Raw genomic sequence first — 21,234 nt, 5'->3', positions numbered from 1 at the left:
CGCTCCTCGATCTCCTGCTGAACCGGCACCACCCGAACACTGTCGCCTTCATGCGCCACCGCCTCACGGTTGGCAACAGCCTGGTCTACCTTATCCGGCGTAACCGCCTGCGAATGGAGAATGTTGCCGCCCGAATCCTGATGCTGAACTGCCTGCACCTGATCAGGCGTAACAACTCCTGATTCAATGTCTGCAGCGATCTCGGTCTTGGATTGTTCATAACCACGCAACCACTTGTTGGCTTCCTCCGGGTCTTGGTTGTACCGCTGCTGGTACTCGGCCAGTGTCGCCTCATCACGGGTAAAAGCAGTTTCGCTGCCCATGTCCAGCGACACAATACCATCCTGCTCCGCCACATCCCGCAGCTCGCCCAGCTCCTGTTGCTCATTGCTGAACACAATGCCCGGTTCGCCGGTCTGCATGAAACGGCCATACTGCGCCCAGACATCATTGGTCGGTTCCGGTGCCGTAGGCTGCTTGGCCGGTGACTGCGTTACTTCGGCTTGTTGCGGTTGCGGCGCTGGCGCTTGTTGTTCCGTTTCCGGTACGGGTTGTGCTGCTCGCGCCCGACCCACTTCGCCAGTGTCGGGCTGGTTATTACCAGTATCTTGTCCTGCAAGTTCATCTCCAACTGCATCCAGTTCCTTTAACGCTTTCTCGAATTCCCTTTGCGAAAGATTGGAAACCGCATCGCCGCCCAGACTGCCAGCACCACCCAGAGTGCCACCAACAACAAAGGCTTTAAGAGCCGCATCAATGTATTCACGTTGCGCGTCCTCGCTCCACCAGTCCTTGCCGCCGAGCATGTCAGCCGATGCCTTGTCAGCAACGGTCTGGAGGACTTCGGTCATACTCTCCAGCGAACCACCGGCTGCGGCCATGCCAGTGGCGTTCATCAACATCTGCTTGAGGTCTTTCGGGCCAGCACCGGCAGCACGGGCCTTCTTGAACACCATGTCGATGCCCAGTTTGATCGGCGCATATTCAAGGCCAGCCTTCGCCATACCCACGGCCAGTGCAGTACCGGGAGCGTCAATGCCCTGCTCCAGATATTCGAGTTGGGTTTCACCGGCTGTCTGGCCATAGATGCCTGCCACCGCGCCTCGGGTGGACATCTTCTTCATCAACTGCCCGTAAGCAGCCTCACCCAACTGGCGCTTGAAGAACTTGCCCACTGCCGCACGACCGGCCATGGATGCAGCCACCGAGGTACCGCCAGTCCCCACGGCAAAGCCGAGGTCTACCAGCAGTTGCGGTGCCTGTTCACCAATCGCTTCAAGGATGTAGGTACCAGCGTCCGCCAGTGACTCCACATCTTCATAGCTCTGGATTTCAGGCGGGTTGACTGCCGCTTCCCGCAAGTTGCGCTCGATCCCTTCCAGTCCCCAGTCAGCGATGACATCGGAACCGAACAACTCACCAATGGCATTACCGGCTGCATAAAGCATGGCCTGTGACTGGTTGCCGCCACGGGCAAACGCTCCCGCGAAGGTACCGCTGCGGTCGGAGTATTTAACACCCTGATTCTGTTTCGAGAGGTAAAGCTGGTCGGAATAATCCTGCTCTTGCTGTGAAGGGTTTTCTGTATTCAGATTCGCTTCGTACTGGGCATCGCGGTAGTAGTTGGTTTTATCGAAGGCTGGAAATGCCAAGCCCTGGCGGACACCTTCTTCAGCAATATCGTTGCCGTCAGCGTCATAGAAACGGGCGATAGGGCGACCATATTTACCTGTCTCACCCGTAGGCTCGACTTTCAAACCGCGCTCGTTGGCGATTTTATGCAGGAATTTCTTGGCTTCAACACCACCGAGTTGCGAGGTTTCACCTTTCCATGGTTTCGCGGTTTCAGGGGCATCCACACCGGCAAGACGAAACGACTCGCCGGTTTCAAGATTCTTGACCGTATCAAAATCCAGAATCTGCCACTTGGCGTCATCGGTATAGAGGCTGGACTGAGGAGGATTGCGGTCAATGAAATCAATATCAGCAGGGCTAATATCACTGGACGAACGACGCTGCGGGGGATTCCGTTCAATGAAATCCAGATCAAACTTGTCTGCCATCACCTGTCCTTGGCGTTGTCTAAATCATTATTATACTCTTTTCGCGCTCTCTCGGCCAAAGCCTTGATCGCGGCGCTGGTTGTTCCGTAGTTCTCAAGATACTGCTGTTGCTGGGCTTCCGGCATCGACAGCCACTGGTCGGCTGCAAAAATCTGTGAAGGGATGACGGACTTGTGCAACTGGCCTCGGGTGTCTGATCGCTCGGTGCCGAAGCCGAGGAAACCACCTTCTTCCCTGTTGTTCAGGCGCATCATCAGCCGGAGCGATTCACCTACTCGGGTACGCTGCACATCATTCATCCTGCGGTAATCGGTTTCGATACCGGCAGTCGCCAGCATCGCCTTACCCTTTGCCAGTGAATCCAGAATATTCAGTTTGGCATCTGCTTTGTTGTTGAACCCGTAGCGAGGTAAAGAGTCTTCATCAAAACTATCCGCGAGCAGATCAAAATACTCGTTGTTGTCCTTGGCACGTTTATCCGCCTGCGCCCGTTGGTCTTTTGCCAGACCGTCACGGTACTTCAGCCATGCCAGGGTATCCTTTGCCGTGTCCGCCCCGACACCATTGGCCTTGAGATTCTGGTAAATCTGCTGGATGGTGCTGTCGTTATAGGCGTCTTTACCACCGGCCTGCATCGCACGGGTCATAAACAGTGCCGCCTTGACATCGTTGCCGGTAGTCTTGTGGGAAATCATGGCCCCCAGCATCTTGTCGGACTTGGGCACCATGACGGTCTTGCCGGATTCCGTGGTGACTTCCTTAACCTTGTCGATGGCTTCCTGTGGCTGTTCAGCCATTTTTTCGGGTGTGCCTTTGAATCCTGCCAAGAAGTCATCAGCGGCTTCACCTACTGCCTTACCGACTGCCTTCACTGGGGCCGTTACTGTCTCTTTCATGTTACCTACAGCATTACGTAAACCAGAACCCAACTTTTTGGCAACGCTACCACTGGCTTCCCTTGACCCGTCAATAACATCGCCAACAAAACGCTGACCGGGCATCGTATATCTGGTTGCTGTATCTAGCGCACTGCCCATTTTTTGCATCAGCCCGACCTTGCCAGCGAACTCCCCGATTTCTTCTTTCGCGGTATAGGCCAGCTTCTTCACTTCATCTACAGTCGGCAACTCACCATTGACACCTGCACCAGCGATGTTGGAATGAACAAGCTGGCTGTATGCCCCTGCCTTACCCTTCGGGCGATCCTTCGGAATACTGCCGGGGTTCAACAGGTACTTTTGTGTCTGGGCTGCGTCACGAGCCAGTCCGCCCTGAACCATTCCCAGTGCACTTTGCTTGTTATCGGGTGTTGGTTCAGTTGTGGCCGGTGTGCCCAACAACCGTTCAGCGTCCGCCTTCTCGTCCGCCTGCATCGCTTCAGCCAGCGGGATGCCGGTCTTCTCGGTCAGCTCCTGCGACAACTGCTGCACCTGCTGCATCTGTTCCGGGCTGGCTTCACCGCCAGTCCTGGCATCACGGACAGCCACCTTCCCCTCACGGGTCACACGGGCTTCCACCCCGATAGACGACAGAAGGTCAGGCAATCCGTTCTTGATGTTATAGGCCGCAATTCTTTTCTGGGTAAAACCGACAGGCAGGGACTGGAGCAGCTTGTCGCCGTCGTAGGCATCATAACCACCGTCGCCACGACGTTTCATCTTCAGGTTCTTGATGCTATCCCCGAGATGGAGCTGCGCCGCCGCCTCAACCAGCGGTGCCGCCTTATCAGTCTTCCAGAATTCTTCCGGACGGCTGATCTCGCCTGCCTCCATGGACACCAGCGCCTGCTCCTGAGCCTTGAGTGTCAGGTTCTGCCACTGCTCAAGGTTACGCTTGCGCCGCTCCTCGGTCTGCTTATCCGAGTACATCTCCTGCGCCAGACGCACACGGTCTTCATCAAGGTCGGTCTTGCGCTGGCCCAGCTTGTAATTCTGGTCGAACTGGCGCTTCTGCTCATCGAGGGTATCCCGTCTGAGTTTGTAGTCCATGATGTCCTTGGCGGTGCTGGTCGCCCTGCCGAGGCCGTTGTTAAGCTGTACCCAGTTCATAATGGTTCCTTACATGAATGCGACCGCAGCCAAGGCACCCAGTTGGAGCATCTGGCTGTAGGACTGGTATTTCGCCGCCTTGTTCTGGGCGTCGATACTCTCGTTGGTCATGTCACGCTGGTTCTTGGCATTGGCCGCAGTATTCATGTTGCTGACCCCTGACTGGGCAATTCCCCGCCCGACGTTGATCATCTGGTCCTGCATCGCCATGTTACGCTCGTACTGGTTGGTCTGCGCATTATTCACCACGTTGGTGTAGTTCAATGCCCTGGCACCTGCGGTANGTGTAGTTCAATGCCCTGGCACCTGCGGTACGATTCGCCAACTCCTGCTGTTCAGCAGGGTTGTACGATAAGCCGAAGCGGGATGCCATGCGTTGGCTCTGACCCTGCATGGCGTCAAAGTCTGCGTTGGCGTTCGCCTTGGCCGTGTCCACCATTTCGGTAGAGTTGATCGACGCAATCATCTCCCTGTTCACAGGGCGATACATGGAGTCGTATTCTTTCTTTTGCGCCTCGTAAACCGCCGCGAGGTCCTGCTCCGGATTGCCGGTATAAGTCAGTCTGGTCACATCCCTATCCCGTAATGTTTCTTGCCATTGCTCATGGTGCCTGTGCTGTATCGGGGATCAGGCGATGCCTTAAACGCACCGGAGGCATAGAGTCCTACGCCGGTACCCACCACATCCATGATCGCCTGGGTCTTTGCATTACTCACCATGATGTCATTCTGGACATCGTTAATAGACGACTGGAGCTGCCTGTTTACCTGCGAGGACAGAATACCGTCGTTGGACTTGGTGACATCCTGCCCGGTCTGGATCACACCCAGTTTCTTCTGGTCGTTGACCGCCTGATTCGCCTGTAACGCTGCATTCATCCCCTGACTATTGGCGGCAGACGCCACATTCGCTGTATTCCCGAGCGCGAACGCACTGCCTGTATTCGCAGCCGCCTGATACGCAAGCCCTGTTTGTTGGGCCAGATCAGCAGACGCTCGGCCTTGCAGCATGTTCGTGTGATCGCGGCTCGCATCAGTGATGGCGTCCTGTTCAAGCTGCACATAACCGTCGTCCTGCCGCTCATTCCATTTGTCTACGCCTTCACGCCCCGCCAGCACTTCACTCTGACTGGGTTTGACCTCCGGTGTATCACCGCCGCCGCCACACATCAGATTTTTCTCCGTAACAGTGAACCGAAACGATGGAAACCGTGCTTCTCCAGCGAGGCCACCGTCCGGTCTTCATTCACCCCTGTGGTCACCCCGAGGTAAGCACATTTCGCCCCCTGCTTATGCGCCCACTTCAGATAGGCATTAACCAGCAGCTCCAGATATTTCTTGCCACGATACTCTGGCTCGATGAAGAAGGCGGACTCCTGCGCCACCACATCATGGCCGAAGTAGATGTAAGTGCTGTAAGCCAGCAACACCCCTACGATTTCACCCTCAACTTCCAGCAGAAAGCCTGCATAAGTGTCGCTACTAACATGGCGAGCAACGAAGTCGGTAGCCCGGTCAAAGTTGAAGTCATATTCAGCGTACCTGCTCTCGTTCCGCAAGCTGTGGCCCATCTCAACGACACGACGGACATCAGCCACTTCCATGCGTCTAATAACCGCCATATTTGACCGACTCCCGCTTCGCATAATTGTCACCCCGCGCACGACCCTTGATCCGCGAGATCATTTCCGCAAAGGCCGCACCGTAAACCATCGCCTGCTGCGGGTTGCTCCATGGCTGGTTCTGCATCCCCAGGATTCGGGACAGGGCACCGGCAATCAGCGTCTCGTAATACTGGTCTGCAAAGTCATCATCAACGCCTTCCGCCCGTTGGGTCGGTGCCAGCGCCAGTGTCGCCTGAACCGTCAGGGCTTCAGTCTTCTCCGGCGTCGGTACGATTCGGGCTGACCGCTGACTCATCTGGTAAAACGCCTGCGGTGTGCCCACTTCCTGCTGCCAGCCCGGTGCGCGACTGTCGAGCATCATTTCCGAGGTCGGTTTTAGTGCCGAGGACCGGTACGACAACACATGAATCTTTGCCAGTCGGGTATGCTCCGGCAGGCTGAATTCCAACTCCGGCAGATTGGCGACAGGTGTCAACGGATCAGGCCGGTGGATGTAGGCTTCCGCTTCATCACAGAACTGGATGGTGGCGTTCTTGATCGCCCGTTTCGCAACAGGGTTTGGACAACCCACCGCCTCTGGCAAAATATCAGGCAGAAACTCAGTCCATAGCATTACTGGGTCACTCCTGTGTTGGGGCTGATCACATATTCAATGTTGCGTTTTACGCCCAGCGCCTCTGAAAACTTGGTGTAAAAAACTTCAGCCCTGGCACGGTTTTCAGGATTATCCCCATCCTCGGACAGTGCGCGGTAACACACATAATCAGTGAGAACCGGCGCGTAAATGTCGTCTATCGTAATGGGATCAGCCATGGATGACGGAAGTGCCGGGTTCTTAGCGAATACCAGCCGTATGTGGTGCGGCGATGCAGGTTGAGGCGGGTATATGTCGAAGTGGGTCGGGTCATCTTCGTCAAATACATAATGCTCAACCGTGGTGCTGGGAGTACTGAAATGCCAGTTGGGGTCAGCGTTATCCAGCGTATCCCGACTGACGATAGTGATGGTCGGACCGGGTGTTTGCCCGTCCGCACCCATGTTGTTGATTGCCCGTACCAGGCTTACGCCGCCAGCAGGCAATTCCTGTCGTGTGCCTTCTGCCAGTAACACCGCTTCATTGACGGTATTGACGTTGGGCTTGAGCAGCACCGCCGCCGAGTGCGCTTCCTTGATCCAGTTCAGTAACTCGTCTGAACTGTGCTCAAAGTCGCCGTCAGGGTCCGCGTCACGCAGCAGTGCGCGAGCGTTGGTTTCGATCTCGGCACAGGTGATGGTACCCATTACTCACCCTGCTCGGCCTGAACCTTATCAAACGCCGCTTCGCGTTCCTCTTTGGTGTGTTCACCAAAACGCTCTTTGAGGATGCTGGCCTTGGGGCAACCGGAACCTGTCAGGACATCGCCGCCTTCGAGGATGATGGTGTGCATAACTTCAGCCAGTTCCGCCACACGATCTTCGGCAATCTCAGTCACCGGATTGTCGATGTCCTTGTCTTCACCGGCAGGCAAACAACCCTGATTCATGGCACTGAGGAAATATTCATCACGTAGGGTGCGTGTCTCTCCGGGCTGGATGAATGTCACCAGATCACCCGCGAGGGAGACTAAACGGAGTCGTTGTTCTGTAGGGTTGTTGATCGTTTTCATCGTCACTCCCTGTTATAAAAAAGGCACCGAGGCTCGCGCCCCGATGCCTACCCCCCGCAATCGGATCAGATGGCGCAATCCAGTACGCACATCCCGAAATCCTGCTCGGTCTTCTCGGCCTTGGAGGGCAGCTTGGCTTTCTCCAGTCCGAAAATCTTGCCAACCGCGATACCGTGGTTGTTGCCGTAGTCGAAGGTCTTCTCATCCCATACAGCACCGTCGTCCAGCGTACACATCGCCAGGGACTGGGCACCGCAGAGAGCTACACGACAACCGTCCACATCACCGGCAGCACCCCACTTGGCACCGTCAGCCGCACCGGAAGTGTTGTAGACGTGGTGGTACTCGTGGAGAACCATGCCATCCATCTTCACGCTGTTACCGCTGAAGATCGGGTTGCTGGAACCACGAGGCGCAGCGTGTTGCAACGCAGCCTTATAGTCCGGGTCCTGCTTGAGCTTCAAATACGCCAGCGGGTTGAGGAATACGTGGTAGAACTCCTCGCCGCCTTTTGAACGGACACCACGGATGTGGCGGTTTTTCATGTGCGCCCGAGCTGCCAGCAGTGCGTTATACGACAGCGTATCGGTCGGAGTGATCGCTGAAGTGTCACCTTCCACGATGTCAGTACCGGATACACGGAAGTGACGGGCCGCAGACGGTGCAGTGACGCGACTGGCGAACGACAGATCAGACAGCTTGTAACCGGTCGGGTTGCCAGCGGAAGTCCGGTCGGCACCCGTAGTGGTCTTGTCGTAGCTCACACCGGCCATGGTCAGGAACGCCATCTGGTCGATGATGTTCGCCAGCCAGAAACCCAGCTTGTCCTTGGCTTCAGTACGGAAGTTGATAACCGTCTTCTGGTCATTCATCCGGCCCTTGTTACGGGTCGCGTTACGAAGCTGGTCGATGAAGATTTCGGTATCGAACGCCTTCAGTGCTTCTTCATGTCCTTCCAGCTCGAAATCACCTGTGACACCTACGCCTTCCAGATCAGGCACCAACCGGATAATGGCTTTTTCGCCACGCTCGGTCTTGGTCAGTTCGGTAATGCGCTGGATCATGGAGTTCATGCCGGTACCGGCGAACTTCATAATGAAGGAGTGTTCACGGGCATGTTTCCATGCGCGTTTTGTCCATACGTTCTTCTCATTGTCGAGAAGCTGCGTAAAATCTGTTTGTGCCATTTGAAGTCATCCCTTACATTGCACGAAAAATAAAAGTCCTGATTTGTTTCCCGTGTCGTGGGATGACGAAAAAGTGCGACCATCCGGTGTCGTCCCGACCAGTATTGAGCGTCTGGTGTCGCTTGCTGGTGTGTCGCCCCATGCCTGCGAGTGCAACCTGTTAAGCGTCGGTTGATACGCCTGTACTTCTATAATAGCACTGCTAATATAGTCACTCCAGAAAACATTATGTTTTCAGGAGTTTTAATATCCCTCTGCCCATGGCAAACGCCATGGTTGCAACCTGTGCGACAACACTGTAAAGAAATACCTTGATGGTTTCAGGGGTTATCGTTCGTTCGGAGGGTTCTTTCCACCCCAGCCCGACATAAACCTTGTCCATGATGAATGCTACAGCAATCAGACCCAAGACAAACTGGTTGATAACCATAAATATCGTTAATATCCGGTCAAGGGCATCCTGAAAGGTTTTTGTTAGGTGGTAGATTTTTGCATCTTCCGGTGTTGTTATCATCTCTAAAAAAGGGTCGATCTCGCCGCCGGAATTCTGAGTAGGTTGGTCGAGGTCAACCATTTCGTAGTCATGGCTGACCTCCTTATTAGACTGCCTTGTTGTTATTTTTTCAGTCATTATTTGTATGTCAAAGTGTTACATAAGTTTTATAGGTTTCAGATTTATCAGATAATATAATTTCATGGTCATCTCCTGCTTTCTTGGCCACAAGCTGGGCCAACCGCAAGGATTTCCTTATTACTTCCGCTTTTGATTTTGCTGAGAAAGTTACCTTGAGTGTTTCCAACAACTCGTCGGTTTTTTCATCAACGACAAAGCTGGTAACAGTCATTTCTTCGCCCTCCGGTTGTTTCATTCTTATATTGTTTTTATATAACTTATTGAAGCATACCAGCAACCCTGTTACCACCCCCAAAACCTATTTTTATCTGTGCTAATAATTCGGCCCCCAGAAACTACCACCGCCCTTCCATGATGTCCTCAATCCGGTACTCATCAACAGCGAAGTGACCGTCCTCTGCATCCTTCAACATACAGATGCCGCGCCAGTGCTGCCGGTTGCCCTGGTGTCCCATGTATTCCTCATCATGGAGATAGAAGGCACCGGCCACGATACCGCATAACACACGGTTCAGCGTGTATACCTTGTCATACATGAACGCCTGTTGATGCCCCTGAACAAACGACTCCTTGATCTTGTTCAGGCGGTTCTGGATGGTGCCGCCGATAGGTTTACCGGAATGGGGGTTGGCGAAATAATGGCTGAACAGTATGCCTTCGATCTGGACAGGTTCGAGGAAATCGTAGGCTTCCCAGCCATCCAGTTTCAGGTGTGAGTAATCGAGAAAACCCTGTAGCTCGGGATTGGCATTCACATGGCGGATAATCCTTTGCTCATGGTTGCCCACACAAAACACCTTGCGTGGCTTGTATACCTTTTCCTTGTTCCTGCGCTGCTTGGCCTGCAACTTGTGCAGGTCATGGAGCAACACATCCATCGCGGCGTTACCGGCAGCGATGTCCTGATAGACCCGCTTGCCTTCTGCCTTGGCTGTCCCCCGGTCATAGGCGCTCAGTGAAGGCATATCCCAGTGATCCCCGATATGAACAATCACATCCGGGCGTTTATCCACAATGAACCGGCCCAGTTGCGCCAGATGCGGCCACTCCTGCTCCGGTTTACATTGAGTATCCGCGATCAACAGTATGTTCGACGCCATGCCTTCCCCCTGAACAGACGAAAGGGCTTAAAGCCCTTTCTGTTTCCGCGACCATGCGAAGTAGTCATCAAGCTGCTTATCGCTCAACTGGTCGAATTCATCCTCCGACATATTGGCGAAATCCAGCGGCGGTGGTGATTCGATCTGGCCTTTCTCCACAGCAGGCCCCTGTGCTTCGGCAGCAGCGATCTTCTTGTCGATGTTCATGCGCTGCTCACGGACCTGCTGCTGCTTCTCCGGCTGCGGGGCAGGTTTCTCCACAAACAACTCAGGCTTCTCGATACGAAGCACCTTGTCGGTGGCTGCACGTAGGGCATCGTCCGGTTCATAACCAGACTGGATGTAGCGATCGGTGAAGGTGTTGACCGTATCCACCAAATCGGCATCAAAACCGTCCTCGCCTTCCTTCAGGAAGGGGTAGGCGTCTTCCACTTCCGCTGCGGCCTGCTGGAACCGCTGTTGGCGCTGTTGCTCGGTGTACACCGAGGGAGCGGCTTCTTTGGTCTGCGCCAGCGCCTGATCCCGTGCAGCAGCAGCGACGGCCTGCATACTCTTTGTGTACATCTCATTGAATTTGTCACCGTCCCCGGCCATGAACGCATCCATCATGGCTTTAGGGTCAGGGATGTCCAGTTGCGGTGCTTCAGGTGTAGCCTGTTTCTCCGGAGTCGCCTGTTGCTGCTCCAGTTGCGCCTTCATCTCGTCCAGTTGCTTCTGAAGGTTCCGGTTCCGGTTCAACTCACGGTCGAGTCGTTCCTTGGGGATGGTGATCGGCTTTTTCGGCGCTGCCTCTGGCTCCGCTTCTTCGCTTTCGCCAGCTTCTTCTGCTGGCGTAGGGTCAGCTTCGTCTTCCGGCTTATCGTCGGCTGGCTTGTCGCCGGTTTCTTCGCTACCGGCAGGTTCTTCGTGTGAATCTCCACCACCATCATTTCCGGACTCGTCGGCAGGCTCGTCGTCAGAGAAAGTTTTCTCCGGCAGCGTAAGCTCCTCATCCGTGTATTCAGGCGTGTCATCAGCGCCGACAAAAACATCTGCATGTAGTTCTTCATTTTCCACACCCATGGTTATTGCTCCTTATTGGATTTAGGGGTTTCTTTCTCTCTGGGTTGCAGGCTGGCCTTGGCCTGTTCCTGCAAAATCTTTCCTTTGGTATCCAGCACCTTGCCCTGCATAGACGACGCCGCCTGTGTCTCCGCCAACTGCTGGCGCACCACATAGCCCTCACGCTCCTTCTGCATGTCCGCCTCGATCTGGCGCATCTCCATCTCGTCGGAGTTCGCCACATCCACCGCCTTGGCCTGATTGAGCTGGGCCTGTGCCGCAATGTTCTGGATTTCCGCCGACATCTTCTGGAGTTCAAGCTGCATCTGCTGCATCGCCATCTGCATTTGCATCTGCATCATCTGCTGTTCTTCCGGTGTCTTCTGCCCCAGCCCTTCAAGGTTGCGGACTTCCTCGGCAATGGCGTCCTTCTCGGCAAGGTGGCTGTACTGGACCACCCGATAGGCAGGTATCTGCACTCCGGCTTGGCGCATGTTCAGCAGCTCGGCAAACTGGGAGTCCCGCCATGCGTCACGGGCAGGCACCGTGGTCACAACGATGTCATATTTTCCAGCGGTCACGTCGTTGAGGATTTTCCCTTCCTCCGTCACCTCGTTGATGATCATTTCTTCCTGTGGATTACCAGGCTGGTCTTCGCGGGTGACATGAATCACCCGTTCCTCGGTGTAGAAGTCCTGAATCAGCTCCAGTATTTTCAGGCCAAGGTAACGACGGGTTCGGGCGAGGTTATCCATGGGCACCTGCACCTGTACCTGCCCACGGTTCTCTTTCGATTTGAGCGCCACACCGGAGACTTCCGCCGACTCAAGGCCGAGCATGGCGTCAGTGACACCACTGATTTCCTTGATGTTGTTGGATGACAACTGAACGACACGATCAATCCCTGTCGGAATCTGGTTGGCAGTGATCTTTTGCGGAGGCGTCCGGTTCTTCTTGAACGACAACACCAGACCTGTCTTGCTGCCTTCTTCTTTCAGTTCGTCAGTGGTGTGGCTGGTCAGACTGTCATCCTCAACGATCCAGCCAGAGTTGGCAGTGGTGTTGACGATATGCAGTTCCTGAGACGCCAGCTTGTTGTGCTGTTCCTGCGGACTGATCAGATTGCGGACAATCCCGAACGGTCGCCCACGGTTCCAGTAACAGAAATAAGGAATGATGGTGAATGAGCGGTAGGGCGACCAGCGATCTTTCAACAACACACTGTCCGCTGATGTCGTCCACCTGATCTGGCGCTCGGTCTTCTTGATGATCTCCAGACCAAAGGTTTCTTTCGCCTTGGCGATCTTTTCCTGTGGCCAGCCGTCAGGCACGGGACGCTCGTCGCCTGTCACCGTATCAATGAAATAGTTCCGGCTCCGGAGCCTGCGGTACTGGCGGTCAACCACCCGGACAGCACGGACATCCTTCTTGTCGTCCTCATCCAGATCATCGCCACCATGGGTTTCACCAAAAGTGCCGGGGCGAGACTGATAGGAAACCGAATCCTCGGTAAAGTGCTCCCTCAGATCGACCCGATGCTGAATCTCCTTGCGTTTGGCAGGTCCGTATTTCTCCTCGATCTCATCCAGCGACATCCATGTGGTGGTGATGACCTCGTTCCATGTAGCCGGATCATAGGCGCTGGCGTCGGGGTCAAGAATCACCTCTTTCGGGTCCTTGGCCCTGATGCTGATCTCGCCCTGCACGTTGTCGGAGAAATCCATTTTCACTTCAAAGAAGCCGCGACCGCCGATCACACCGTCCTTGAACACCTCGGATTCCTGGTACTCAAGTTCGTTGATGTTGGCAATGGCAATAGCCAGTTTTGAGATCGCCAGGGCACCTTGTTCGGTACCTTCCTTCAGAATCTTGGCCTGAAAGGACGCCCGTCGTGAGGTCTGTTCCCCGAGCAGGGTGTTGACCGTGGAGAGTATCTTGTTGATGGTCAGTGCCGGACGACCTTCGTCTTCCAGCGCCTTGCGGTCAGCTTCACTCCACTGCTCACCCTCGTAGAACCCGAGGCACTTGTCCGCTTCTTCGAGGTAGGTCTTGTGCCCGTTGTCCCGTGCTCGGATGTACCGCTTGTAATTGATCTCCGCAACGTCCTTGTCTTTGCTCATCTTCAATCCCTGAAAATCAGTTGGTAAATATCGCTGCGGGGTGTTCTGTCAGCCGTGGGGTATTGGTTGTTCTTCTGGGTGGTTTCAGCGCCCTGCACATAAAACAGGAAGGCTTCACAGGCTTTCTTCTGCTGACACTCCTCCTTATTCGCACAGCTAATACAGGGTTCCGGAGGAATCTCACCAAAGAGAAAACCATCCTGCCGGGTGGCTTCAGCATTGTCGGGTGATAATGGCTCGCCGTTTTCCTCAACACGAAGAATTCCGTCTGCCCCGAACAGGTAATCATCAATCATGCGGCCATGACCCCTCGTTTCTTGGCTTTGCGTTTGAGGAGATCGCGCCATGACTTCTTACGCTTGACGGGTTCGCCCCCCGGACTGTCCATGTCCGCCAACATCTGACCGATGTGCGCCAGCGCATCCACCTGGTCGTCATGTTTGCCGTTAGGGAACTGGAGAAGCTCGTTGATGAAATCCGGTGTGAACCCGGCATTCTCTGGGATATAAACCCTGCCTTGGCGCATCATGCCCTGTATGGATCGCGCTCTGGCAACCTTGTCGGCACGACCTACCTTCAACGGTTCGTAATTGAGGCTTGTGGCGCGACGTTCTTTTATCCTCTTGTCAAGGAACGGCCCGATGGAGTGTTTTATGACTCCTTCTTCCAGACCGATGATGTCCTGCCGCCATAACTCCCACTCGTCGATGATTTCTTCCACAAGGTCCTTTGAATCCACCCGTGCCCGGAACAGATCAACAACCCAGATGTTTTCGTTTTTATCCATACCGACAGTGATGCCGACGGACCAGTCGTTTGTGTCCTTGGTACCCACCGCCAAGTCCCATGCGGTGTAATAACGGAGTTCATCGCGTGGTGGCAGATCGTTGGGTTTGTAGTAGCGGATCATCTGCTGGGTGAAGAAGTCACCTTCGTCTGCCGTAGGTTTCTGCTGGAATAACGCCTGCCAGACACGAGGGCCAGATACTCGCTGGATTCGTTCAAGGGCTTTCAGGTTGTACCGCTCAGGGTGCAGCGGTTCGCCTTTGCGCCGGTAGGGTTCGTCATTAACGGCGATGGCCGGATATTCAACCAGTTCCCACTGATCACCGCCGTTCTTGGCATCCTCAAGCAGACGACCGGCAAGATCATCGTGATGCCACCTGGTCATTATGAGAATTATGCCTGCACCCGGCGCGGCACGGTTATAGAAGACACCCGTGTACCACTCCCACACATCCTCACGGATATTCTCGCTATCGGCTTCCTTCCATGACTTATGTACGTCGTCGATGATGCCACAGTTATGGGTCAGTATTCCTTCAACAAAGAAGTTACTGTTTCCTGCCACTTGGATGTCATAGACTGGCATCTGTTGGCAGCCCACTCTTTTAATTGAGGAAATGGTGTCTGTTTTGAGCGGTGATGTATCGTGTGGCATGTACCGCAAAGAGTTATCAAGTTGTCTGGGGTGTTGTTCCTTGGGTTGTGGTCTATATGATGCTTGGCGCAATGTTTGTTTTTGCGGCTTCTCGGCTTCACTGAGATCGTCTCCGACCCTAAGACTTTTCGCATGGACGTATCCTCGTCCACGTATGAAGAAGCGGTGTTGTCCAGTTGCCTTAATTGTTCTTCCGGAGACAGTAGTGATCTCGTAAAGTTCATCCGTGAGAGTCCTTTGTGATGCCACAACAGGCTGTAGCTCAACTACGCCCTTACTCTCGTTATAGGAGTACACCTGATACTGGTCAAATTGATGGACGAGGGTTTCTATTTCTACATCCCCTCTGTCTGTGCAGACCTTCATATCCCCTGTTAGGCAGTTAAAACCACGCCCGACGATCGGGCCGTCAACACCGGCTGGAAGATACCCGCCGCCTGCCGTGGTCATCCAGTTCTTCACGCCCTGTGCCTGTGGGTCTACCACGCATTCGGGGAATATGGACTGGTGCAGTGGAGACTTGGCGAGATCACGGGCTTTACGGGAGAAACTTTCTGCGAGTGAAGCACCGTGGGAGCAAGAGATAACCTCCATATCCGGGTTGCGCCCCAAAAACCATGCAGGAAAAGTTCGGGATGCTATCTCGGAATTATGTGTGGGAGTCAAATGCTCCCCGACCAAATAAAGACCATCAAGTCTATCTACTTGTATACAACGCCCTTTTTCATGGGATGCGGGGTACACGCCTTTTATACCCACCCTCCTCAATACAGGTTTGTTTTGTATTTTTTTCCTGTCTAACTGAACAGGGATTTCTTGCAGAGGATTAAACCCTACTTGGTAAACAATATTTCTTCCTTGGATACCTGACGAGGACATTATAGGTTGCGTTTCAGTGATGTATGTGCGCCACCCCAATGATCTTGTGATCTGGGAAATATCATCTGCAAGTATTTTGCTACAGGTAGATATACGTACTCGTGATGTCTTTTGGCAAGTATGTCCATCAGTATCAATTAGCCCAGCTAATATCAATAGGCGTTGTTCCACCGAGCAACGTTTGTACTGTTCTGGTATATGTTTTTCATTATACACACCCAGTTTTTGCAGCCCTTTTGTTAATAAGCCAGCCACTCCCGGCCTCGGGCCACTAAAATAAGTTGTCTTTACCCCTGTCGTTTTGTGTGTATTGACGGCAGAAATACCATACCCACAGGCTGTTATTTTCTCAACCACTTCTTTTTCTTCAGGGTGATGGGTTAAACAAGGCTTGCCTGCGGAACCATCCCCGAGCCAAGCACCAAGTACATAAGGATGGACTTCTAAATACTGCGATTCAAACTGGATTGGTTTAATGGAAGGTAGTAGAAACCGTGCTCGTTCAGCGGACTCACCAACTGACGATAATAAATCCCTTGTTTCGACTGTGCGTACTTTCCTTCTATTTCTATCGTACACAGTCCATTCGTGATCCAAGTGGCACTTTATTTTCGCCCCAGCGAAAGTCTCAACAATATGTGTCGCTAGTTGTTTCTCAGAAAGAGCGACAACTTTAGTGGGTTTGCCGTCAGGACCGAAAACATAATCCCCAACCATTAAATCCCCATGGTTTTTCCACCCCTGGGTAGTCATCACTGGAGTAGAGTCTGCCAAAAGTTTTCCATGGCGCGGGGGGACCGTGATCATCAGCCGTGGTGATTCTTTGGCGATGACCTTCTGCTCAAACCGCTCCAGTCGTTGGCAGATGTCCTTATGCACCCAACCGGGCAGATAACGGGGGTTGGATTGCTGGATATAAGGCAACAAACGACGGCGACAAAGCTGGCGCTGCGCTAACTCATGCAGCGCCGCCTGTTGTGTCTCGTTATAGGATTCAAAGCCTGCTAAATCAGCAAGCAGATCACCACTATCCTTGAGGTCGTTAAGCTCGTCCATAAGCCCTTATGATTAGCCTAGCTAATACTTTATCCTGAATTATCNGTCGGGTGATAATGGCTCGCCGTTTTCCTCAACACGAAGAATTCCGTCTGCCCCGAACAGGTAATCATCAATCATGCGGCCATGGCCCCTCGTTTCTTGGCTTTGCGTTTGAGGAGATCGCGCCATGACTTCTTTTTCTTGGCGGGTTCGCCCCCCGGACTGTCCATGTCCGCCAACATCTGACCGATGTGCGCCAGCGCATCCACCTGGTCATCATGTTTGCCGTTAGGGAACTGGAGAAGCTCGTTGATGAGATCGGGGGTGAAGGATGCCCCTTCAGGAATGAATACACGCCCCTGTTTCATCATGCCCTGTATGGATCGCGCCCTTGCGGATTTATCCGATTTGCCTACTTTCAGGGGCGAATAGTTGAGGCTTGTAGCCCTGCGCTCTTGTATCCTCTTGTCAAAGAAAGGACCTATGGAGTGTTTGATAACCCCTTCTTCAAGCCCGATGATGTCCTGACGCCATAACTCCCAGCCGTCAATGATCTCGTCCACCAAATCCTTGGAGTCCACCCGCGCACGGAACAGATCAACGAGCCAGATGTTGTCTTTGTTGTCCACGCCTACAGTAACACCTACTGACCAGTCGTTGGTTTGTTTGGTACCTACTGCCAAATCCCATGCGGTATAGAAACGCAGTGCATCCCGTTCCGGCAGGTCTTGTGGTTTGTAGAACCGAATCATCTGGTGGGTAAAATAATCCCCTTCATCTGCCGTTGGTTTCTGCTGGTAAAGCGCCTGCCAGTCACGGGGGCCGACGGTTCGTTTGATGCGTTCAAGGGCTTCGAGGGGGTATCGCTCCGGGTGAAGGGCTTCTCCTTTCTTCCGGTATTGTTCGTCCTCGGTGGCGATGGCGGGGTACTCCACCAAGTCCCACTCCTCACCGCCGTTATCCATCTCTGCAAGAAGGCGACCGGCAAGATCATCATGGTGCCAGCGAGTATTGTGACTGACTACGCCATTGGCGATGAAGTTCTCCGTGCGATCAATCTGCACATCAAACACTTCTTCTACGCCATCCGACGTGATACTAACAATCTCCTCCACTGTGAAGTCGGAGATATTCGGTAGCGCGGGTAAGTATTCGGGTAGTGTTTCTGGTGCTGACGATGAGGTTGCATGGGTTGCACAACAACCCCCGGACCTTGCCAGTGTCGTGGCAGTGGTCAACGCAGAAAGTATCCTTCCAGTGGTCAGGATTATCAAGTTCTTCAGCAGTCGCTTCGCAGATAGCGCAAACGCCGCCTTGTTTCTCAAGGATCGCTTCGTACTCGTCGAGCGTAATACCGTACCTGTGTTTGAGTTTTGCGCTGAGTCGGCTGCGTGATCCCGGCTGTTGCGACGGTGGTTTGTATCCTGTAGCCCATTTCCATTTGTTGTAATGGGAGGAACAAAATCCTCTGCAACTAACAGGTTTTTCGCATCCGTCGGCTTTGCATATCTTTCCTTTCCACTTACCCCACTGTCCTTTAGCGTTACGATTTTCAACCCTGATCTCAGGTTCTTCGTCCTGACCCATTCAAGCCCTCCACTGGCAGTTTGAATAAGAAACGGGTGTCTTTTATTAGCTCTTACTGTTCTTCCGGAGGATGTCGTGATTTTGAACACCACATCACGCCCACTACTTGTGTGATTCAGCACTGTTGAAGTAGACAGATGGCCCTTATCGAAAGTTGCGACTGCATCCCCGACAACGAGATCAACAAGTGGTTTGGTTTTTCCATCAGCCATAAGTACGGGGGTATCGCCTGTCATACACTGCACAACCAGCAACCCACCACCGGGGGCAAGTCGTGTGTAGAGTGTCGAGGTGTACCAGTCCCACACCGCTTCACGGGTGACTTCTGATTCGGCTTCTTCCCGGTTCTTCACGGGATCGTCGATCAAAGCTACGTGTGCACCCCTGCCGGTAATCGCCCCCGAGACACCGGCTGGCACAAATCCCCCGCCGTTGGTCGTGGCCCAGTAGCTGACCGCCTGCGTGTCTGGATCGAGCCGTGTATTGAACACCGAGTTGTACATAGGTTCGCGCATCAGGTTACGAACCTTCCGGCTAAAGTCGTTTGCCAGTGCGCCAGAATAAGAACAGGCGATGATTTCGTGGTCGGGGTATTGCCCCAGATGCCAAGCAGGGTAAATCTTCGACACGATAGTAGACTTGCCTGAACGGGGCGGCATCGTAATCATCAGGCGGGGAGACTTCTTATCCGCCACATCCTGGGCAAACTTCTCAAGCCTGCGGCAAATGTCTTTATGCACCCAACCCGGCAAGTAGTTGGGGTCGGACTTCATAATGAAGGGTAAAAGATTACGGCGGCACAATTCCCGACCAGCCAGCTCCTTGATAGCTGCCTGTGCAATCTCCGGTTCCTTGTGCTCCCTGCCAGCAAAAAAATCCAACAGGTCGCCGTGTTCTTTAAGTTCGTCCATAAGCCCTTATAATTAGCCTAGCTAATACTTTACTCTGAAGTACGCAGCGGTTCAAAACACATCTGCTGGATATTGGCCTTGCCTTCCCACATGACCACCCGCATATCAACACACTGCTTTTTCGCCGCACACCCCGACAGTACTACCAGACTTACCGCCAGAAGCATCCCTTTCATTCTGCTTCCCTCCGCATTGCTTGCAGGTCACTTGACCTTTGTCTTTGGTTATCCTGACCAGAAACCTGCCACATAAGGCGTAGGGCATGTTCTGGTACCGTAGGTGTGTCTTTAAGGCCATACTTCCTCGATCCCCAAGGCGAGGAACCCAATGGTTTCCTCTATATGGTTGTTGTTTTCCAGCTCCATAAAACGGACGCCCTCTGGCAGATCACTGGGCTGCAAGTACCGCCGTGAGTCGTTGCTGAAGTCAGTACCCCCACGGTGCATACGGACCACCATCACATTCTCCGGCCCCACAAGATTGCACAGCGGTATCGCTTCTTCGGGAAAACCACTGTCTGAGAAGATGGTGTAATCGTAGCCATCACGCAGATGATTAAGGCTTTCCTGGGCTGCTGCCTTGCCGAAATAATCATCACCAAACTTCAGTTTGACGACTTCTTCACTGACATAAATCAGCGCCCCCCGGCAACTCTTTCCATCCAGGGCAGAGCGTGGTACTTCCTTATCCTCATACCACTGATCCCACTGCTCTCTGGAAACGCCATAAATACAGAGAGTTATTTCAATGAGGCGTTTCTTGAATGATGCGTGAGCAGCACCGAAGCAGCGGATAAATAGCTCTGCTAATGTATCCTTGCCGCATCGGGGTGGCCCATTGAGGAGTATGATTTTCATTCCTCACTCCTCAAACAACCAGGGGCGCTCGTCGCTTGTATAAAGACCCCCGTCAGGACGGTACTTCGAGCGCCCATAGAGCTTTTTCATTTCGCGGCGCATCATCCGATCAGCAGCCTGTANTTCAATGAGGCGTTTCTTGAATGATGCGTGAGCAGCACCGAAGCAGCGGATAAATAGCTCTGCTAATGTATCCTTGCCGCATCGAGGTGGCCCATTGAGGAGTATGATTTTCATTTCTTACTCCCCAAACAACCAGGGTCGCTCGTCGCTTGTATAAAGACCCCCGTCAGGACGGTACTTCGAGCGCCCATAGAGCTTTTTCATTTCGCGGCGCATCATCCGATCAGCAGCCTGTGCAAAAGACTCCTGCTCTACACCCTTTGTCTTTGGCTGGGAGGCGTAGAACTTGGCAACATCTTCTTTGCTGGGTTCATATGTGATCATTATCAACCCCCAAACAGTTCAGAGAATTTGTCGATGACCGCCACGGCTTTGGTCGCCTCGGTAGTCGCTGCGGCCTGCTCGCGCATCTTCAGCTCGATCTCAGCGGCCAGCTTCTCCGCTTTGCAGGTTTCACGGTCACGGATCACTTCAAGGTCAGCGACCATCCGGTTGTAGACATCAGTCGTCGTCTTGGGTTTCAGCGGGGACATAGGTACCTTCCTTTTAGTAATAGCTGTGCTAATTATCCGGTGCATACCGAAACAGGATATGCAGAATCCACCCGGATGCGGTAGGTCGCATTCTCAGGCAAATCGACATAAAACACCCCTGCAATACTGGTATGCCAGATGGCTTCAGGCGTAATACCTGCATCCAGCGATGCTTCCAGTGAGACAGACCCCACAAGGTTGCCGGACACCTGAAGATAAAAAGGGCCTGATGCCGTCAGGTCAGCCGAGGTTTGGTGCCCTGTTGTATTGTTGAAGATAATCATCCGTGATTAGTTCCTGTATTCAAGGTTGAATTCGAGCGCACCTGTAAGATCACCTGAATTAAGGTAATCAGGATCATTCCAGGTACTCTCCCAAAGCGCCAGGTACTCAGCATCCGT

At 53.4% G+C, this 21,234-nt stretch carries 23 protein-coding genes; 1 reads left to right on the top strand and 22 read right to left on the bottom strand.

Going from position 1 to position 21,234, the window contains the following annotated elements; genetic code table 11:
* The 9 genes from ABD892_RS00980 to ABD892_RS00940 all read right to left on the bottom strand — a co-directional run.
* Positions 1-2,063, bottom strand: a 2,063-nt coding sequence (locus ABD892_RS00980; RefSeq protein WP_345192910.1) for a thermonuclease family protein, incomplete at its 3' end; no start/stop codon positions are given.
* Entirely contained in the window at positions 2,063-4,111 is a 2,049-nt protein-coding gene (locus ABD892_RS00975; protein WP_345192908.1) for a hypothetical protein, read from the bottom strand. The genes ABD892_RS00975 and ABD892_RS00980, both read right to left, overlap by 1 nt.
* Before the next feature lie 9 nt (positions 4,112-4,120).
* Positions 4,121-4,375, bottom strand: a complete 255-nt coding sequence (locus ABD892_RS00970) for a hypothetical protein (protein WP_345192906.1) — start codon at positions 4,373-4,375, stop codon at positions 4,121-4,123.
* Positions 4,376-4,678: 303 nt separating this feature from the next.
* On the bottom strand, positions 4,679-5,281 hold the full coding sequence (locus tag ABD892_RS00965) for a hypothetical protein (protein ID WP_345192904.1): 603 nt from the start codon (positions 5,279-5,281) through the stop codon (positions 4,679-4,681).
* Positions 5,281-5,733: a GNAT family N-acetyltransferase gene (locus ABD892_RS00960; protein ID WP_345192902.1), complete on the bottom strand. Its 453-nt coding sequence runs from the start codon at positions 5,731-5,733 to the stop codon at positions 5,281-5,283. Before ABD892_RS00960 ends, ABD892_RS00965 begins: the two co-directional genes overlap by 1 nt.
* Positions 5,720-6,349 (bottom strand): phage adaptor protein, encoded by a 630-nt coding sequence (locus ABD892_RS00955; RefSeq protein WP_345192901.1) that lies wholly within the window; start codon positions 6,347-6,349, stop codon positions 5,720-5,722. Before ABD892_RS00955 ends, ABD892_RS00960 begins: the two co-directional genes overlap by 14 nt.
* Positions 6,349-7,017, bottom strand: a complete 669-nt coding sequence (locus ABD892_RS00950; protein ID WP_345192900.1) for a phage adaptor protein — start codon at positions 7,015-7,017, stop codon at positions 6,349-6,351. The genes ABD892_RS00955 and ABD892_RS00950 overlap by 1 nt, the downstream gene beginning before the upstream one ends.
* Complete coding sequence (locus tag ABD892_RS00945; RefSeq protein WP_345192899.1) at positions 7,017-7,382, bottom strand: hypothetical protein; 366 nt, start codon at positions 7,380-7,382, stop codon at positions 7,017-7,019. Before ABD892_RS00945 ends, ABD892_RS00950 begins: the two co-directional genes overlap by 1 nt.
* 65 nt (positions 7,383-7,447) lie before the next feature.
* Positions 7,448-8,569 (bottom strand): N4-gp56 family major capsid protein, encoded by a 1,122-nt coding sequence (locus ABD892_RS00940; RefSeq protein WP_345192897.1) that lies wholly within the window; start codon positions 8,567-8,569, stop codon positions 7,448-7,450.
* Between the two features lie 52 nt (positions 8,570-8,621).
* On the opposite strand from ABD892_RS00940, the gene ABD892_RS00935 reads away from it, so the two are divergent.
* Positions 8,622-8,744, top strand: a complete 123-nt coding sequence (locus ABD892_RS00935) for a hypothetical protein (RefSeq protein ID WP_345192895.1) — start codon at positions 8,622-8,624, stop codon at positions 8,742-8,744.
* A gap of 51 nt (positions 8,745-8,795) precedes the next feature.
* On the opposite strand, the gene ABD892_RS00930 is transcribed toward ABD892_RS00935, so the two are convergent.
* From ABD892_RS00930 to ABD892_RS00870, 13 genes are all read right to left on the bottom strand, one after another.
* Positions 8,796-9,200 (bottom strand): hypothetical protein, encoded by a 405-nt coding sequence (locus ABD892_RS00930; RefSeq protein ID WP_345192893.1) that lies wholly within the window; start codon positions 9,198-9,200, stop codon positions 8,796-8,798.
* A 10-nt stretch (positions 9,201-9,210) separates the two neighbouring features.
* Positions 9,211-9,438: a hypothetical protein gene (locus ABD892_RS00925; protein WP_345192891.1), complete on the bottom strand. Its 228-nt coding sequence runs from the start codon at positions 9,436-9,438 to the stop codon at positions 9,211-9,213.
* Positions 9,439-9,538: 100 nt separating this feature from the next.
* Positions 9,539-10,303: a metallophosphoesterase gene (locus tag ABD892_RS00920; protein WP_345192889.1), complete on the bottom strand. Its 765-nt coding sequence runs from the start codon at positions 10,301-10,303 to the stop codon at positions 9,539-9,541.
* A 27-nt stretch (positions 10,304-10,330) separates the two neighbouring features.
* Entirely contained in the window at positions 10,331-11,365 is a 1,035-nt protein-coding gene (locus tag ABD892_RS00915; RefSeq protein WP_345192887.1) for a hypothetical protein, read from the bottom strand.
* Positions 11,366-11,367: 2 nt separating this feature from the next.
* The gene (locus tag ABD892_RS00910) at positions 11,368-13,464 is read right to left on the bottom strand and encodes a portal protein (RefSeq protein ID WP_345192885.1); all 2,097 of its coding nucleotides are present in this window, start codon (positions 13,462-13,464) and stop codon (positions 11,368-11,370) included.
* Positions 13,465-13,466: 2 nt separating this feature from the next.
* Positions 13,467-13,760 (bottom strand): hypothetical protein, encoded by a 294-nt coding sequence (locus ABD892_RS00905; RefSeq protein ID WP_345192883.1) that lies wholly within the window; start codon positions 13,758-13,760, stop codon positions 13,467-13,469.
* Complete coding sequence (gene terL / locus ABD892_RS00900; RefSeq protein WP_345192881.1) at positions 13,757-16,840, bottom strand: phage terminase large subunit; 3,084 nt, start codon at positions 16,838-16,840, stop codon at positions 13,757-13,759. The genes ABD892_RS00905 and terL (ABD892_RS00900) overlap by 4 nt, the downstream gene beginning before the upstream one ends.
* 116 nt (positions 16,841-16,956) lie before the next feature.
* Positions 16,957-19,320, bottom strand: a complete 2,364-nt coding sequence (terL, locus tag ABD892_RS00895; RefSeq protein WP_345192879.1) for a phage terminase large subunit — start codon at positions 19,318-19,320, stop codon at positions 16,957-16,959.
* 29 nt (positions 19,321-19,349) lie between these two features.
* The gene (locus ABD892_RS00890; protein ID WP_345192877.1) at positions 19,350-19,496 is read right to left on the bottom strand and encodes a hypothetical protein; all 147 of its coding nucleotides are present in this window, start codon (positions 19,494-19,496) and stop codon (positions 19,350-19,352) included.
* Between the two features lie 111 nt (positions 19,497-19,607).
* On the bottom strand, positions 19,608-20,177 hold the full coding sequence (locus ABD892_RS00885; protein WP_345192874.1) for a hypothetical protein: 570 nt from the start codon (positions 20,175-20,177) through the stop codon (positions 19,608-19,610).
* A gap of 240 nt (positions 20,178-20,417) precedes the next feature.
* Positions 20,418-20,624: a hypothetical protein gene (locus ABD892_RS00880; RefSeq protein ID WP_345192871.1), complete on the bottom strand. Its 207-nt coding sequence runs from the start codon at positions 20,622-20,624 to the stop codon at positions 20,418-20,420.
* A 2-nt stretch (positions 20,625-20,626) separates the two neighbouring features.
* Entirely contained in the window at positions 20,627-20,833 is a 207-nt protein-coding gene (locus tag ABD892_RS00875; protein WP_345192869.1) for a hypothetical protein, read from the bottom strand.
* A gap of 32 nt (positions 20,834-20,865) precedes the next feature.
* A complete protein-coding gene (locus ABD892_RS00870) occupies positions 20,866-21,117 on the bottom strand; it encodes a hypothetical protein (protein ID WP_345192867.1) in 252 nt (83 codons plus the stop codon).
* Between the last annotated feature and the right edge of the window lie 117 nt (positions 21,118-21,234).

Origin of the sequence: Kistimonas scapharcae (assembly GCF_039540975.1) — a bacterium.
Lineage (GTDB): Bacteria > Pseudomonadota > Gammaproteobacteria > Pseudomonadales > Endozoicomonadaceae > Kistimonas > Kistimonas scapharcae.
Note: the sequence above shows the minus strand (reverse complement) of the source record. Positions and strands in the feature narration are given on the sequence as shown.

Bases quoted from the DNA above. Each gene is read 5' to 3' on its own strand.
- ABD892_RS00975 (WP_345192908.1), bottom strand. From the start codon at position 4,111: ATGAACTGGGTACAGCTTAACAACGGCCTCGGCAGGGCGACCAGCACC.
- ABD892_RS00965 (WP_345192904.1), bottom strand. From the start codon at position 5,281: ATGTGTGGCGGCGGCGGTGATACACCGGAGGTCAAACCCAGTCAGAGT.
- ABD892_RS00960 (WP_345192902.1), bottom strand. From the start codon at position 5,733: ATGGCGGTTATTAGACGCATGGAAGTGGCTGATGTCCGTCGTGTCGTT.
- ABD892_RS00955 (WP_345192901.1), bottom strand. From the start codon at position 6,349: ATGCTATGGACTGAGTTTCTGCCTGATATTTTGCCAGAGGCGGTGGGT.
- ABD892_RS00950 (WP_345192900.1), bottom strand. From the start codon at position 7,017: ATGGGTACCATCACCTGTGCCGAGATCGAAACCAACGCTCGCGCACTG.
- ABD892_RS00945 (WP_345192899.1), bottom strand. From the start codon at position 7,382: ATGAAAACGATCAACAACCCTACAGAACAACGACTCCGTTTAGTCTCC.
- ABD892_RS00940 (WP_345192897.1), bottom strand. From the start codon at position 8,569: ATGGCACAAACAGATTTTACGCAGCTTCTCGACAATGAGAAGAACGTA.
- ABD892_RS00930 (WP_345192893.1), bottom strand. From the start codon at position 9,200: ATGACTGAAAAAATAACAACAAGGCAGTCTAATAAGGAGGTCAGCCAT.
- ABD892_RS00925 (WP_345192891.1), bottom strand. From the start codon at position 9,438: ATGAAACAACCGGAGGGCGAAGAAATGACTGTTACCAGCTTTGTCGTT.
- ABD892_RS00920 (WP_345192889.1), bottom strand. From the start codon at position 10,303: ATGGCGTCGAACATACTGTTGATCGCGGATACTCAATGTAAACCGGAG.
- ABD892_RS00915 (WP_345192887.1), bottom strand. From the start codon at position 11,365: ATGGGTGTGGAAAATGAAGAACTACATGCAGATGTTTTTGTCGGCGCT.
- ABD892_RS00910 (WP_345192885.1), bottom strand. From the start codon at position 13,464: ATGAGCAAAGACAAGGACGTTGCGGAGATCAATTACAAGCGGTACATC.
- ABD892_RS00905 (WP_345192883.1), bottom strand. From the start codon at position 13,760: ATGATTGATGATTACCTGTTCGGGGCAGACGGAATTCTTCGTGTTGAG.
- terL (WP_345192881.1), bottom strand. From the start codon at position 16,840: ATGGACGAGCTTAACGACCTCAAGGATAGTGGTGATCTGCTTGCTGAT.
- terL (WP_345192879.1), bottom strand. From the start codon at position 19,320: ATGGACGAACTTAAAGAACACGGCGACCTGTTGGATTTTTTTGCTGGC.
- ABD892_RS00890 (WP_345192877.1), bottom strand. From the start codon at position 19,496: ATGAAAGGGATGCTTCTGGCGGTAAGTCTGGTAGTACTGTCGGGGTGT.
- ABD892_RS00885 (WP_345192874.1), bottom strand. From the start codon at position 20,177: ATGAAAATCATACTCCTCAATGGGCCACCCCGATGCGGCAAGGATACA.
- ABD892_RS00880 (WP_345192871.1), bottom strand. From the start codon at position 20,624: ATGATCACATATGAACCCAGCAAAGAAGATGTTGCCAAGTTCTACGCC.
- ABD892_RS00875 (WP_345192869.1), bottom strand. From the start codon at position 20,833: ATGTCCCCGCTGAAACCCAAGACGACGACTGATGTCTACAACCGGATG.
- ABD892_RS00870 (WP_345192867.1), bottom strand. From the start codon at position 21,117: ATGATTATCTTCAACAATACAACAGGGCACCAAACCTCGGCTGACCTG.